This is a genomic window from Prevotella pallens (assembly GCF_900454935.1).
GTDB classification, from domain to species: domain Bacteria; phylum Bacteroidota; class Bacteroidia; order Bacteroidales; family Bacteroidaceae; genus Prevotella; species Prevotella pallens.
On record NZ_UGTP01000001.1, the window covers coordinates 1,624,137 to 1,639,852 of the forward strand.

Annotated in this window: 13 protein-coding genes and 1 tRNA gene; 10 read left to right on the forward strand and 4 right to left on the reverse strand. The window is 37.2% G+C overall.

The features are described 5' to 3' along the window. Nucleotides 1-38 precede the first annotated feature (38 nt). The 3 genes from DX009_RS06870 to DX009_RS06880 are packed head-to-tail and all read left to right on the forward strand — an operon-like array spanning nucleotide 39 to nucleotide 1,760. On the forward strand, nucleotides 39-731 hold the full coding sequence (locus DX009_RS06870) for a phosphatidylserine decarboxylase family protein (RefSeq protein WP_115083477.1): 693 nt from the start codon (nucleotides 39-41) through the stop codon (nucleotides 729-731). Nucleotides 732-751: 20 nt separating this feature from the next. Further along, nucleotides 752-1,447, forward strand: a complete 696-nt coding sequence (pssA, locus tag DX009_RS06875) for a CDP-diacylglycerol--serine O-phosphatidyltransferase (protein ID WP_040595380.1) — start codon at nucleotides 752-754, stop codon at nucleotides 1,445-1,447. A 46-nt stretch (nucleotides 1,448-1,493) separates the two neighbouring features. Continuing rightward, nucleotides 1,494-1,760, forward strand: coding sequence for a hypothetical protein (locus tag DX009_RS06880; RefSeq protein ID WP_006044567.1), 267 nt, complete (start codon nucleotides 1,494-1,496; stop codon nucleotides 1,758-1,760). A gap of 476 nt (nucleotides 1,761-2,236) precedes the next feature. Here the strand turns inward: DX009_RS06880 and DX009_RS06885 are convergent. After that, nucleotides 2,237-2,311: transfer RNA gene (locus DX009_RS06885), tRNA-Pro, on the reverse strand. 160 nt (nucleotides 2,312-2,471) lie between these two features. Between DX009_RS06885 and DX009_RS06890 the strand changes: the two genes are divergently transcribed. From DX009_RS06890 to tsaE, 5 genes are all read left to right on the forward strand, one after another. Beyond that, nucleotides 2,472-3,731 carry a 3-phosphoshikimate 1-carboxyvinyltransferase gene (locus DX009_RS06890; RefSeq protein ID WP_115083478.1) on the forward strand — a complete coding sequence of 420 codons (1,260 nt, stop codon included), beginning with the start codon at nucleotides 2,472-2,474 and terminating at the stop codon, nucleotides 3,729-3,731. 12 nt (nucleotides 3,732-3,743) lie between these two features. Then, complete coding sequence (locus DX009_RS06895) at nucleotides 3,744-4,142, forward strand: hypothetical protein (protein WP_115083479.1); 399 nt, start codon at nucleotides 3,744-3,746, stop codon at nucleotides 4,140-4,142. Between the two features lie 71 nt (nucleotides 4,143-4,213). After that, nucleotides 4,214-7,831 (forward strand): type IX secretion system periplasmic lipoprotein PorW/SprE, encoded by a 3,618-nt coding sequence (gene porW / locus DX009_RS06900; protein ID WP_115083480.1) that lies wholly within the window; start codon nucleotides 4,214-4,216, stop codon nucleotides 7,829-7,831. A 72-nt stretch (nucleotides 7,832-7,903) separates the two neighbouring features. Continuing rightward, nucleotides 7,904-9,499, forward strand: coding sequence for a T9SS response regulator signal transducer PorX (porX, locus tag DX009_RS06905; RefSeq protein ID WP_115083481.1), 1,596 nt, complete (start codon nucleotides 7,904-7,906; stop codon nucleotides 9,497-9,499). Nucleotides 9,500-9,504: 5 nt separating this feature from the next. Next, on the forward strand, nucleotides 9,505-9,915 hold the full coding sequence (gene tsaE / locus DX009_RS06910; protein ID WP_115083482.1) for a tRNA (adenosine(37)-N6)-threonylcarbamoyltransferase complex ATPase subunit type 1 TsaE: 411 nt from the start codon (nucleotides 9,505-9,507) through the stop codon (nucleotides 9,913-9,915). A gap of 168 nt (nucleotides 9,916-10,083) precedes the next feature. Here the strand turns inward: tsaE and DX009_RS06915 are convergent, their stop codons facing one another. From DX009_RS06915 to DX009_RS06930, 3 genes are all read right to left on the reverse strand, one after another. Further along, nucleotides 10,084-10,536: an HU family DNA-binding protein gene (locus tag DX009_RS06915; protein WP_115083483.1), complete on the reverse strand. Its 453-nt coding sequence runs from the start codon at nucleotides 10,534-10,536 to the stop codon at nucleotides 10,084-10,086. A 483-nt stretch (nucleotides 10,537-11,019) separates the two neighbouring features. Further along, entirely contained in the window at nucleotides 11,020-11,205 is a 186-nt protein-coding gene (locus tag DX009_RS06925; protein WP_115083485.1) for a hypothetical protein, read from the reverse strand. A gap of 14 nt (nucleotides 11,206-11,219) precedes the next feature. Further along, the gene (locus DX009_RS06930; RefSeq protein WP_181792320.1) at nucleotides 11,220-12,659 is read right to left on the reverse strand and encodes a hypothetical protein; all 1,440 of its coding nucleotides are present in this window, start codon (nucleotides 12,657-12,659) and stop codon (nucleotides 11,220-11,222) included. A gap of 710 nt (nucleotides 12,660-13,369) precedes the next feature. On the opposite strand from DX009_RS06930, the gene mtaB reads away from it, so the two are divergent. Together mtaB and DX009_RS06945 are read left to right on the forward strand one after the other, a co-directional pair. Beyond that, nucleotides 13,370-14,710, forward strand: coding sequence for a tRNA (N(6)-L-threonylcarbamoyladenosine(37)-C(2))-methylthiotransferase MtaB (mtaB, locus tag DX009_RS06940; protein ID WP_115083488.1), 1,341 nt, complete (start codon nucleotides 13,370-13,372; stop codon nucleotides 14,708-14,710). Further along, nucleotides 14,707-15,708, forward strand: a complete 1,002-nt coding sequence (locus DX009_RS06945; RefSeq protein WP_115083489.1) for a glycosyltransferase family 2 protein — start codon at nucleotides 14,707-14,709, stop codon at nucleotides 15,706-15,708. The genes mtaB and DX009_RS06945 overlap by 4 nt, the downstream gene beginning before the upstream one ends. Nucleotides 15,709-15,716: the final 8 nt, after the last annotated feature.

Sequence of the window (15,716 nt, forward strand, 5' to 3'; positions counted from 1 at the left end):
ATTATCTTTGCATTCGTTAAAAACCATACTACCACAGAATGGGAAGATTTAAGAGGAAACTCAAGAAAATAAGATTACATCACGAAGGCACAGACCAGCTTCTATATGGAGGTATCGGCATTGGACTGATAGCTCTTTTATTATGGTTTGGTATAGCCTCTAAAATACCTTTTTGGATATTTATAGCCATCTTTGGAACTATTTATTGTATAGTTTTAAACTTCTATCGTTGTCCTATCCGCTATTTTGATGGAGAAGATACGGAAAAGATTGTTGTAGCTCCAGCCGATGGGCATATAGTTGTTATAGAAGAAGTTGATGAGAATAAATATTTTCATGAACGACGAATTATGGTATCTATATTTATGAGCGTTTGGAATGTACATGCCAATTGGTTCCCTGTAGATGGAACTGTTAAGTTTGTGAAACACTTCAATGGAAATTATCATAAAGCATGGTTACCAAAGGCAAGTGAAGAAAACGAACATGCCGATATCATCATTACAACTCCTGATGGAAGAGATGTTCTATGTCGACAGATAGCAGGTGCTGTTGCGCGGCGTATTGTAACCTATGCGAAAGAGAAAGAAGAATGTTTTATTGATGAGTATTTAGGCTTCATAAAATTAGGTAGCCGCGTTGATGTCTTCTTACCAATAGACTCTGAGATTTGTGTAAAAATGGGACAATCTACAGTAGGAGACCAAACAGTGATAGCAAGACTTAGCTAATTAACAAATATACTTTGAATATGGCTATTAAGAAGCACATTCCCAACACTATAACTTGTTGCAATCTTATATCAGGTTGTATAGCCATTGCATACGCTTTCAGTGGCAAGATTGAAATATCGTTTACATGGATTATCATAGGAGCTGTATTTGACTTCTTCGATGGTATGTCTGCACGATTATTAAAAGTAAGTTCTCCAATAGGAAAAGAACTTGATTCTCTTGCTGATATAGTAACGTTTGGTGTTGCTCCATCTACAATTTTGTTTAGCAAACTGGGTATAATGTCTTATCCTTCCCTTCTTGAATCATTACGTGGCATTCTACCTTTTATTGCATATATTATGGCTGCATTCTCTGCACTACGATTAGCAAAATTCAATCTTGATGAACGACAGACTCTCGGATTTATTGGATTACCAACTCCTGCTAATGCTCTCTTTTGGGGTTCACTTCTTATCGGACTTGGTAAAAGAATAGATTCCTCTCCCCTTATGTGCATTTTCATAATCGTAGGAATCTTCATAAGCTCATGGTTAATGGTTTCCGAAATTCCTATGTTCGCACTTAAATTTAAGGAATGGGGATGGAAAAAGAATCAGATTAAATACATATTCTTGCTCACTTGTATTCCTCTAATTGCCATATTTGGTATTACAGGGTTTGCCATCATTGTAGCGTGGTATGTAATTATATCGTACATTATAAAGAAATAAAAATCAATGGGTTTTAACTCCAAGTAAGACCTATAAATAAGGAATTATGATTCTCTTAAAATTTATCTTTCTTATATTCATTGCATTCTTTGTCATTCTATTCTTTATAGCTTTCAAGTTCTATAAAGTTATAACACGTACGCAACGTAGATTTCGCCATGAAAATACAGAGGAAGGAATAAATATTAACGGTAACACCATCGTAGATCATCGCCCAAAATCTAAACGCGACAGAAAGATAATTGGCGACGATGAGGGTGAATACGTTGATTTCGTTGACAGCAATACTGAATCTAAAAATAATAAGTACTAATAGAATGCTCTTCTTTTAAAGAAAAGACGCAGAGAATATTTGTTTTCCAAAATATTTTACTTTTTTTAAACAAAGAAAGCTAATAACTCTTTTTTATAGCTATTGAAAGCTTTCATATAATAACTTAAATAAAGGGACTTATATTCCCCATCAGAATAAATAGCTTTCTGCTATCTTTATATAAGACCACAAAGATTATTATTTGTTATGATATCTAATTCGCAACTGACAGATATCTGAGACACAACTGACAGATATCTGAAACGAGCGTGACAGATATCTAAAACAAGAGTGGCTAAAATCTGATTATTCTTATATCCATCTGAGATATTTCGCCTGATTTGCGAATAAACGGTAAATGCTGTTTAGAATATCCTCTCCTATTTTCTATAGAGGCTTAATCTGCGTTCTCCTTAACCAAATCTCGCTAAAAAAAGAGTGCAAAGGTTTTCCATTCACCTTTACACTCTTTGCTGTCGGGATGACTGGACTCGAACCAGCGACCACTGGTCCCCCAGACCAGCATTCTAAACCTACTGAACTACATCCCGTTTAGAATTAACGGTGCAAAATTAATTACTTTTTAAGAGATTAGCAAACTTTTAAGAGTATTTTTCTAACATTCCCAACTTTTATTTGTATTTTTGTATAGCAAAAAGAAGACTTTAGAACAAATAGAAAAGGGTCTTAAAAATCCAATGGATTAACAATATGCAATACAAAATAACACCCCCATCACATATAGAAGAGACTATACAACTCCCTGCATCGAAGAGTATTAGCAATCGTGCACTAATTATTCATGCACTTGCAGGTGGAAAAATTGTACCCAACAACCTGTCTACCTGTGATGACACCGTAGTTATAGAACGCGCTTTTAAGAATAATCCTTATGAGATAGACATCAAAGCTGCAGGCACTGCAATGCGCTTTATGACCGCCTATCTAGCTGTAAGTAAAGGCGAACATATTCTTACAGGAACTGCACGAATGAAACAACGACCTATAAAAATATTGGTAGATGCTCTCCGTTCGCTTGGAGCGGATATTCAATACATAGAAGAAGAGGGATTTCCACCAATACGCATCAGAGGCAAAGAACTAAAAGGTGGATACGTAGAAATAGCAGGCAACGTTAGCTCGCAATATATTTCAGCATTGTTAATGATAGGACCTACATTCGAAAAAGGTTTAAAACTGAAACTTGTGGGTAATATTATTTCTAGACCATACATCGATCTCACACTGAATTTAATGCACGAATATGGTGCAGATGCAGAGTGGACAGATGTAGATACAATAACTATCTACCCTAAGCACTACACAGAACGCAACTACACAATAGAAAACGATTGGACAGCAGCTAGTTATTGGTATTCCATTCTCACGCTGATGAATGATAGCAAGTCGTACATTCGCTTTACAGGACTTAAGAACGGTTCTCGTCAGGGCGACTCTGCTATAAAATATATCTTTTCGTTATTAGGTGTAAAAACCATTTTTGCAGATAAAGAGATGGACGAACTTACAGATGTAACCATCACTAGAAAGCCACAGATATTGTCTCGTTTGGAATACGATTTTAAGAATCAACCAGACTTAGCACAGACACTAATAGCCCTCTGCCCCATAATGAATATTCCCTTTAAGTTTACCGGGCTAAGCAGTCTTAAACTAAAAGAAACTGACCGTATAGAGGCTATGAAAAACGAAATGGCAAAGCTAGGTTATGTACTACACGATTCTAATGATTCTGAAATGACGTGGAATGGTGAACGCTGCGAGGTTTCTAACCCCATAATAATAGACACTTATAAAGACCACCGTATGGCAATGACCTTTGCGCCTTTAAGCATTAAACTGGGTAAACTCTTCATAAATAATCCAGAAGTAGTATCAAAATCGTATCCACATTTCTGGGACGATTTACGAAAGGTAGGTTTCTCAATAAAAGAAATAGAACAAGAATAGAACAAAATTTATATGAATATTATACTTATAGGAATATTGATTATAGTAGGAATGGGCATTATTGTTGGTGTCTCAACTCTAATTAGTCGGCATAACAATGCAGAACCCGACATTATTATACCTGCATCTGGCGATTGCACTACTTGTAATGGCTTAGATGAAAGTTGTGAACAAACTTGTATGATGGAGGCTGCTATAAAAGAAGTAGAATATTACAACGATGAAGAACTAGACCGTTTCAAAGGAATAGAATCGAACAAATATACAAACGATGAAGCTGAAGAGTTCGCAGAAGTGCTCTACACAATGCGTCCTGACGAGGTAAAAGGTTGGAATAGAAGTCTTATTCTTCGTGGAATTAATGTTCCCAACCAGATAAAAGATGAGTTAATTGCAATGATTGAAGGCTAAGAAACAAGAAAAAACTATAAGTAATATACTTTAAAGACAATAAAAACAAACTTTCAAGAGTTTATTAATACGTGAAGTTGAAGTACGCAAAATATATCTATATCGCATTCGTAGTAGCACTTACTATACTTATAGTAAGCTGTTCAACCAAAAATAACACCTCGCAAACACGATGGTGGCATGCTTTTAATGCCAAATACAATACATATTATAATGGTGCACAAGCTTACATCGATGCATCGTTAGAAAAAGAAAATGGCAATAAAGACAACTTCACTGAGATGATTCCGCTTTACACTGTAGGCAACAAAGCTAGCAAAGACTTAGGAAAGGCTAACTTTGAACGCGCAATTGAAAAAGCAGAAAAGGCAATTGCACGCCACAGCATAAAGAAGAAACCAGAATGGAATAAGTCGAGACGTAAAACAGAGAAAGATATTGAATGGTTATCGCGTAGAGAATACAACCCATTTCTATGGAAAGCGTGGATGCTTATGGGGCGGTCGCAATTTTATAAGGGATCTTTCGAAGATGCTGCTACCACTTTTTCTTATATGAGCAGACTCTATCGAACACAACCTGCCATCTATGGTAAAGCTCGAGCATGGTTAGCAAAATCGTACATAGAGGCAGGGTGGCTTTACGATGCAGAAGATGTTATCCGCAATATACAACGAGATTCGATAGATTGGCGTGCTGTTCGTGAATGGGACTATACCTTTGCCGACTATTATATACATACGGGAGAGTTAGATAAAGCTGTACCCTATCTACGTAGAGTTATTAAACAGGAGATGCGACGCAAACAAAAGGCACGCGAATGGTATCTTATGGGACAAATTCAGGCTGCACTTGGTAATAAAGATGCTGCTTACAATGCTTTCCAACACGTAATTCGTTCAAATCCTCCCTATGAGTTAGAGTTTAATGCACGTGTTGCTGCAACCGAAGTGATGGCAGCTGGACAAACCAAACAAATGGTGAACCGCCTGAAACGTATGGTTGCATCTGACAAGAATAAAGATTATCTAGACCAGGTATTCTATGCAATGGGAAACATTTATCTTACCAACAAAGATACAATAAATGCTATTGCTGCCTACGAACAAGGATACAAAAAATCTACACGCAGCGGAATAGAGAAAGGTGTACTACTTTTGCGATTAGGTAACTTGTATTGGGAAAAGGAAAAGTTTAGCGATGCGCGTCGTTGCTATAACGAAGCACTTGGTCTACTAGATAAAGATCGTAAAGATTACGAACAATTGTCAGAGCGTACAAAGGTTCTTGATGAACTAACACCACATACAGAGGCTGTGCAGCTACAAGATTCGTTGCAATATCTAGCTAAATGTCCAGAATCAGAACGCTTTGCAGCTATCGATAGAGTAATAAATGCACTAAAGAAGAAGGAAAAAGAAGAACGAAACCGACAAGCTGAACAAGAAGCTACACAGCAAATGGCACAGAATGGAGGCATTAATGCAGACAACGACAATCCGCTTCAACGTCCAACTCGCCCCAACAGACAACAACAAGATGCCACATGGTATTTCTACAATCCCATAGCGGTGCAGCAAGGTAAGGCAACGTTCCAACAATTGTGGGGTAAACGTGAAAACATAGACAACTGGCAGCGTATTAACAAAACTGTAGTTGGAGGCATAACCAACACAAATGAACTCTCCAATGCTCAACGAGACTCTATTGCAAAAGAAGAGGCAAAGTTAGACTCAATTAGTAATAAACGAGATTCAGCACAAAACGATCCACACAAACGTGCATACTATTTAGCACAAATACCATTTACACCAGAACAGTTAGCAGCAAGCAATAAAATTTTAGAGGCTGGCTTACACCATTCAGGTGTCATTTTCAAAGATAGGTTAGACAATCTTCGCTTAGCCGAAAAAGCCTTACGCCGTGTAAGCGATAACTATCCTGACTACGAACAAATGGACGATGTGTATTATCATCTGTATCTTTTGTATATGCGTAAAGGCGAAACTACTTTGGCTAATAGCTATATAGACAAACTTAAAACGAAATATCCAAAAAGTCAATGGACAGCGTTGCTTACTGATCCCTACTTTAAAGAGAACGCAAAGTTTGGAGAACATATTGAAGATTCACTATATGCATCTACTTACGAGGCATTTAAAAACAATCGTTTCAGCGAGGTTGCTGCCAATAAACGCATTTCCGATGAACGTTTCCCAATGGGAGCAAATCGCGATAAATTCTTGTTTATAGATGGATTAAACAAACTTAACCAAGGTAACATCAATGGTTGCATAGACGAAATGAAGACCGTTGTAGAGAAATATCCACAAAGTCGTATCAGCGAAATGGCAGGAATGATTGTGAATGGTGTAAAAGCTGGAAAGAAAATACACAATAGCAAGTTCGACCTTGGTGATGTTTGGAACTATCGTACCAATGTGCTGAACGATAGCGACAGTATCAAACAAGTGAAGTTCTCACCCGATAGGGACATAGATTTCAAGTTCCTGTTGGTGTATAATCCTGACTCTTTATCAGAGAATAAACTGCTTTTTGAGATGGCACGCTTTAATTTTACAAGCTTCTATGTACGCAACTTCGAAATAGAAATTGAAAATATAGAAGGTTTACACCAAATGGCTTTGTCGGGCTTCAGAAGTTTCGATGAAGCATACCAATATGCACGCCAACTTTTCAATAATAAGAATGTAATAGCTCAGTTAAGCAAAGACACAAAGGCTATTATTATTAGCAACAAGAACTTACAACTCATAGGAACATCGTTTAGCTATAAAGATTACGAAGACTTCTATGCTAAACACTTTGCTCCATTGCAAGTAACGAAGCACTATCTACTGTCTGAGCCTGCTGAAGTGGCAACACCACGAGAGAAAGAACGTGATTTGCAAGAAGAAATAGAAAATAAAAATCCAACAGAAACCGACCTTAATGCTCGTGAACAAGGATTAGAGCCTATAGATAATGGAATGACCATTCCTATTGAAGATGAGAAAAAAACAGAAAACAAAAAAGTTGCTCCAACAGAAATAGTTGTTCCTGCAGAAGAACCTGCTAAAAAGGAAGAACCAAAGGGTAATACAAATAACAACGAAGTTATTATTCCTGTAGAAGAAACTACGAATAAGAATAATTCGAAGAACAATGTGAACAATACAGAAATAGTTGTTCCAATAGAAGATTCTTCTAAAAAGAAAAAAACAGGAAACACCATCAACAATACAGAAATGGTGATACCGATAGAAGGAACATCTAACAAAAAAACAGAAACAAAGCCAATTGAGCCTAAGAAAGAACAAAAAACTATAGAACAGATTGGTAAGAATGTTGTTACAATAGACAATAGTGTTATGGAGATTCCGTTAGATTCAGAAACTTCTTCACCTCAAACAACAGTTGGTGCGCCTTCGAATAAACAGAAAACAGTAAAAACAAAAAATAGTGAAACTACTTCTGATAAGAAGAAACTACAAAATAGCAAGAATGCTCAGAAGCCTCAACAGCCTTCTGAAAAGAAAGAACAACCAAAGAAAAAGAATACAGATAGTACTGTAATATATTTCGATGATGATGTTAAAACAACAGATAAAAAGAAGAAGGAATCACAGAAACAACAACCACTCGATTACGATTTCGATGACGAATACTACGATTTAGGCGGTTTTTAACAAACCACGAAATTACAAATAAAGAGTTGCATAAAGCAACGCTTCTAAAGAAAAAGAAAGGAAAAACAATATATGAGCAACGGACTTTTATTATGGGTAGATGACGAAATAGAACTTCTCAAAGCCCACATCATATTTCTTGAGAAAAAGGGATACGAGGTAGTAACCGTCAGTAACGGCGCCGATGCTATAGAACAATGTAGCATACAAACATTCGACCTTGTTCTCTTAGACGAGCAGATGCCTGGTTTATCAGGACTTGAGACCTTGCAGAGAATGAAGGAAATACAGCCTACAACACCCATTGTTATGGTAACAAAGAGTGAAGAAGAGAATATTATGAACCAAGCTATTGGTGCAAAAATTGCCGACTACCTAATTAAACCCGTTAATCCTAGCCAAATATTGCTAACATTAAAAAAGAATATTCATCGCCGAGAAATTGTAACCGAAGTGGCACAAACTGGATACCAACAGGAATATCAGCAGCTTACAATGCAAATAAGCAATTGCCGAGATTTCAACGATTGGGTGGAAGTATACAAAAGGTTGGTGAAATGGGAACTAGAACTTAGTAGCGCAGATAGCAATATGACTGAAATGCTAACTATGCAAAAAGAAGATGCTAACAATGGTTTCGCAAAATACATAGCCAAAAACTATCTGAATTGGGTGTCGCCAAACAATGGAAAAAATAAAGAAACAGTATCACGCCCACTAATGAGCCCCGATATATTTAAGACATGTATATTTCCCACAATAGATAAAGGCGAAAAGGTTTTCCTCATCGTAATAGATAATCTTCGGTTAGACCAATGGCGCATATTATCAGGAGAACTTGCTGAGCTATTCGATATAGACGAAGATTTCTATATGACTATACTTCCAACGGCTACACAATATGCTCGCAATGCCATTTTCAGCGGACTAATGCCTCTACAGATAGCGCAAATGTTTCCAAACCTATGGGTAGACGAGGACGAAGAAGAAGGCAAGAATCTAAACGAAAAACCTCTTATTCAGACACAAATAGAACGTTATCGACGACACGATAAGTTCTCCTATCATAAGGTTTTCGATTCTAACGGTGCAGAAAAGTTTATGCAGCAGCTTAACAATCTGCAACAAAATAATCTGAATGTATTAGTGGTAAACTTCATCGATATGCTTTCGCACGCTCGTACAGAGATGAAAATGATACGCGAATTGGCAAGCGACGAGAGCGCCTACCGTTCTTTAACTCTTAGTTGGTTCAAACATAACGTATTGGCAGACGTTTTCAGAGAATTGGCAAAATCCGATTATAAAATTATTCTCACCACCGACCACGGTTCTATTCGTACAACTAAACCTGTGAAAATAATTGGCGATCGCAACACAAACACCAATCTTCGATACAAGTTAGGCAAAAATCTTAGTTACAACTCAAAAGAGGTGTTCACAATAAAAAATCCACAACAAGCACAACTCCCTGCACCAAACCTTAGCACAAGCTATGTGTTTGCAACAGGCAATAGCTTCTTTGCCTATCCAAACAACTACAATTACTATGTGTCTTACTACAAAAATACATTCCAACACGGTGGCATCTCTATCGAAGAAATGATAGTTCCACTTATAACACTAACACCAAAAAGTGCTAAACTAACAAAGAACACAAAAAAATAACAACAATGGAAATTAAAATAGAAAGCTTAGACACCATTCACGAGGCTGCAAAACTGTTTATAAACAACATTGGTAACAACAAAGTTTTTGCCTTTTATGGCAAAATGGGTGTAGGCAAAACTACCTTTACCAAAGCCATTTGCGAAGTTTTAGGTGTACAAGATGTTATTACATCGCCTACTTTTGCTATTGTTAACGAATATACCGATGGAAATGGCAACCCTATTTATCACTTCGATTTCTATCGCATTAAAAAGTTAGAAGAGGTTTACGATATGGGCTACGAAGACTATTTCTACAGTGGAAACCTCTGTTTGTTAGAATGGCCAGAACTAATTGAGGACATTTTACCCGAAAATGCAGTTAAGGTACACATAGAAGAACAACCTGATGGCACACGCATTGTGTCGTTTTAACCCAAATATCGGTCGTTAGAGTCTAAACATATTTTGGTCTAATTATCAATTTGGGTTTAAGAATACCAGAATATGTAGAGAATGGCTTAAAGCTCTAAAAATACAAGCAATTTTAAAATACAACTAACAAAAAATGGGGCGCTCTTTGTGCCCCATTTTCATTATCTTTTATGGGTGTGGCTGTCCGCCACCTCCTCCAGCAGGTTTCTCTTCTGTCTCTTTCGGTTTCTTTCGTGCAGGATTGTCCACCTCTACCTTAATATCGCCCAAAGACTTGCGCACCGACTCTTTCCACGTTACCACTATATGTGGACGTTTCAACGATGTTACACTAACATCTTTTTCGTTGGCTTCCATCTTCGAGGTTATAACTGTGCGAAGCGAGAAAATATCGCCTAAGTCTAAGGCTCCACCCAACGATACAATCTCTTTCACAATGTTGCGCAACGTAATCAACACATTTCTTACATCGCCTTCGCTCAACGATGTTTCGCGCACAATACGCTCCACTAACCATGTAGACGAAAACCTGTTAGGTGCTTTAGGCACTGCACTGTAAGCCTTCTGACCTTTTCTAGGCCCCACTTTCAAAATACTCTCTTTTACTTTAAAAATTATCATACGTAAAAAATTAAAGATTAATAAATATAAGGTCCACCACATTTGGTAACACCTCTGTTAGTAACTCTATATTCAGTCTATTAGCCTTCTATTTCTAATTCGTTTTATTGTTCAACCAAAAGTTGTTTCATACTTTAAGTTAAAGTCCTCTTGTTGTTTAACTTAAAGTCCATTCGTTGTTTAAGTTAAAGTATCTTCGCACTTTAAGTTAAAGCACAAACAGTAGCATTTGTCAAACAGACATTCAGTAGATGTAGAGCAGATTCATTTCGCCCATATCCACGTAGATTCTCGAACCAATTGTATCAACAAATTTGTTTTTCACTTGTGCCATAGTATTCCTCGCACTCATGATATTTCTTAATATATGGCAGCGACTCACGTCGCCACCACATTTATAAAATAGATTAACTGAAACTATATTTGTATATCTTTTAGCGAACATTCGCTGTACAAATACTTTGTTCGCTACTACAATAATTTCTATTTGTTAGAAGGCACGTTGTTTGTATCTTCATCCATATCATCGAAAGAAAAAGTATTTTCTTTTGCCTGACCGCCACCACCGGGACCTGCTCCCTGTCCAATAGGAATTGACAGACAAAACATTTTCTCTGTTTCTACACGATGGTTCTTACACTCAGGTTGATTGTATGTTTTCTTTTCCATTTTCTTCGTTAGGTTTAAATTTTATAGAATTTCTTGCCATTCACAATATACATTTGTCCGCTCTCAAGCTTATTGTAGTCGTTGCCCATTTGTTTGCCATCTACAGAGTAGAATGGGTATTTGCCACTCTTAATATCAGTATTCGTTTCTGTTTCAAGCGCTTTAATACCATCTGCAGTGTTATCGTCTTCTAATACCATAAAGAAACTTGGGGCAGCTACTGCACCCGTAGGACTGCTAATGAAGCAGCGGAAAGGAGCAATAAAGTCGTTTGCAACACCACTTTGCACTTGCCACCACTTGTTGCCGTTAAGGTAGTAAGCTTTCTTAGCAAAAGCTTTATCGTTGCGTATCTTTAATGTAGTACCATAAAACTTCCAATTGCCATCGTTACTTGCAACAACCGCAGTGTTGTCTATATTAGGTGTCGCAGGAACTGTTACATTATGCATTGTAGGCAATGTATGGCTTTGTCCATCTGTAACCTGAACCAGATAAGGGGTGTTTGCTTGCAAGCGAGTTCCATCTGGTAATGGTGAAAACATAAATGCCTTGTCGCCATTAATATCAGTACCTTTACTTGTAAGTGTATAAGCACGCATACCAGTAGGCAGGTCAGTTGGGTAAGGAAGGTAGAGTGTGCTTACAGCTTTGCCAGCAACATTAGAGAATACACGATCGTAGCTTGCCTGTGTTGCAGTAAAAGTACGTGGACTTTCAAAGCTTTCTTCATCATCTATATGCAAAGTTGCACATACTCCTGCGCGCACTACGTTATCGGTACTTGTGAAAGTTGATTTACGGCGAATATGAAATGCTTGATTAGACACTGCGTTTGTAAAAAGAAGTGCATTGTCATGAGTCTCATAAAAAGGATATTCGGTAGACTGAACTAAAGGACATTCTGAGAAATCATAATAAAGTACACCTTCTGTCTCTTCAGGAAAATTAAAAAAATTATATGCAAAAGCAAGGTTCCCTAATTCATGTAATTGACAACCAGGCTCTGCTACAAATCGCCTAATTAATGTATGGAAAAAACCTTCCCCCATATTCTCATTATAACTATAATTTGAATACCCTGTTAATGTTGAGGGAAGAATCACTTTTTCAGCTGTAAAATAATAATTGAAAGCAAAACTACTAATATTTCTTACTGGATACGTATTAGTACCATCACTAACATAAGCAGGTATATGTAAGACATCACCAGTATAGATTGTATGTGTATTCGTCTGACCATTAGATGTTATTGTATTGTTAATAATTAAAGGACCACTTACGCAATGCTCTTCATTATCACCACGATCTAGCACAGCGCCACCATTTCCATCTAATGTAAATGTCCAAGTTAATCCCTCTGCGTCTGTATAATGATAATATGTTTTTGCTTGTATTTTTCCTGACGACAATCCTAAAAGGAGTAGAATGAGAGTCGTAATTTTTGTTTTCATAAATGTATTCATTGTTTTTGTTTGTATAAGTTTATTGTCGCATTTGTTATGTTGTGTTATGAATAAAAACAATCTTATTTTCGTCTTACGCACAATTGGTGTAAGCACAAAAAAGAACAAAGGAAACTCACAGGAGTCCTTTGTTTACAAGGGTTGCGTGCGGTCCTTCACGCGCGCGTACGCAAAAAATTAGAATTTTAGTTAGACCTGGCTTTACTAGAGAGAGAGAGAGAGAGAGAGAGTATACAAATATTTGGAACTACCAAATATTTAGCTATCTTTCTTTCATCATTTTCTTTCTTTAACATTGAGAGTAAAGCAGATGCCTTTTGAGAATATATATCTCCTAAACATAATTTTGCAAGCGAAACAGTTGCACTTACACCTTTATTATACAAGGCGTAGAACAATGTTATAATTTGTTGGTTTATTTGTATCACTTGTTAAATCTGTTTTAATCTGGGGGCAAAGGTAACAATATTAATTAAAAACTGCAAACAAATTAAGAAAAAATATCAAAATAACACGAAAACAAGTATAGAGAATATCGGCAGAGAGCCGTGTTTACTGTGGTTCAGGCTGTTTTTTCTCTATATTAGCAAAAGTACTTACACCTTATTATATAAGAGATACCCGAAGTTGAGTTATAAAACACACGAACGTATACATTGAATTTGGCAGAACGATGGAATAACTGTACCTTTGCACCTATGATAGATACATCTTCGTTTCAAGGAAAAACGGCAAAATATTACACCTTAGGGTGCAAACTTAATTTCTCTGAGACTAGCACTTTTGCTCGTATGCTGCGTGATATGGGTGTACGAGAAGCCAAAAAGGACGAAGTAGCCGACATTTGCCTTATAAATACATGTTCGGTTACAGAGGTTGCCGACCATAAATGTAGACAGGTTATAAACCGTATGGCAAGACAAAACCCAGGTGCTTTTATTGTGGTTACAGGTTGCTACGCACAATTAGAAAGCGAACGAGTTGCCAATATTCCAAACGTAAACTTGGTATTAGGAAGTAACGAGAAAGCAGACTTAATACAATATCTTAGCAATGCATGGAACAACTTTGACGGACAAGCAAAACAAGGTAGCTACCATTCGGTAAAAACAAAAGATATTGTGAAGTTTCAACCCAGTTGTTCCAGAGGTAACCGCACACGCTACTTCTTAAAAGTTCAAGATGGTTGCGACTACTTCTGCACTTATTGCACCATACCTTTTGCACGTGGGTTTTCGCGTAATCCTAATATAGAATCGCTCGTAAAACAAGCCGAAGAGGCAGCAGCAGAAGGAGGAAAAGAAATTGTATTGACTGGTGTAAACATTGGCGACTTTGGTAGAACAACAGGCGAAAGTTTCTTAGACTTGGTGAAGGCTTTAGACAAGGTGGAAGGTATTGAACGTTTTCGGATAAGTTCGCTCGAGCCAGATCTTATTGATGATAAACTTATAGAATTTTGTGCACAATCGCGTGCTTTTATGCCGCACTTCCATATACCATTACAGAGTGGTTCAGACAAAGTGCTAAAGCTAATGCATAGGCGTTACGACACAGCACTGTTTGCCCATAAAATAAACCTTATAAAAACAATTACACCAGATGCCTTTATTGGTGTTGATGTTATGGTAGGCTGTAGAGGCGAAGAACCACAACTGTTTGATGAGTGCTACAATTTTATTTCATCGTTACCCATCACACAACTCCACGTATTTCCTTACTCTGAACGGCCAGGCACATCGGCTCTTTCCATACCATATATTGTAGACAATAAGGAAAAGAAACGTCGTGCACAGAAGCTGTTGCAACTTTCTGACCAAATGACACACAATTTTTATGCAGAGCACATAGGACACGAAGCAGAAGTGTTGTTCGAGAAAGCTGTACGAGGAAAAGCAATGCACGGATTTACTAAAAACTATATTCGGGTAGAGCTTTCGCCTGCTCAAGTTAAAGAATCGTACGACAACCAGATTATGAGAGTACAACTCGGCGAATTTAACTTCGATAAATCTGCATTAAAAATAGAACTATTATGAAAGTAGCCATTGTTATTTTAAATTGGAATGGTAAGGCGATGTTACAGAAATATCTACCATCGGTAGTTAGATACTCGCAAGACGAAGCTGAAATTATTGTAGCCGACAATGCTTCTACCGACGATTCTCTACAATGGTTAGCCAAAGAATTTCCAAAGGTAAGAACCATTGTGTTAGACCAGAACTATGGTTTTGCTGGAGGCTATAATAAAGCATTAAAACAGGTAGAAAGCGAATACTACATATTGTTAAACAACGATGTAGAGGTAACACACCACTGGCTAACAGAACTAATAGAAGAAATGGACGCAAAACAGACTATTGCTGCTTGCCAACCTAAATTGCTTTCCATTTACAATAAAGATAACTTTGAATATGCAGGAGCTGCTGGTGGTTTCCTGGATAAATATGGCTACCCATTTTGTAGGGGAAGAATATTCGAAAATGTAGAAGAAGACAACGGACAATATGATACAAATTCGGAGATTTTTTGGGCTACAGGAGCTTGTCTTATGATACGCTCTAAAGATTACTGGTCGGTAGGTGGATTTGACGAACGTTTCTTTGCACACAACGAAGAAATAGATTTATGCTGGCGACTACAACTGAAGGGACGAAAGATATTTTGTTTCCCAACAAGTTGTGTTTATCACGAAGGCGGAGGCACACTACCAAAATCGAATCCAAGAAAAACTTTCCTTAACTTCCGTAACAACTTAACAATGCTATGGAAAAATCTTCCTGAGGAAGAATTAAAATATGTAATGCGTGTTAGATGGGTATTAGACTATATAGCGGCTCTACAAATGTTGCTATTAAAGTTTAATTGGCGCGATTGCTTTGCCGTTATAAAAGCAAGACGAGACTTTAAGAGATGGCGAAATTTGTTTGAACATACTAAACAACAAGGCTACAAAGACAAACGCACCCCCTACTCTATTCTCTGGCAATACTACGCAAACAAAAAAGATACATTCAGTAAATTAGAAAAAGAATAGGCATAGAA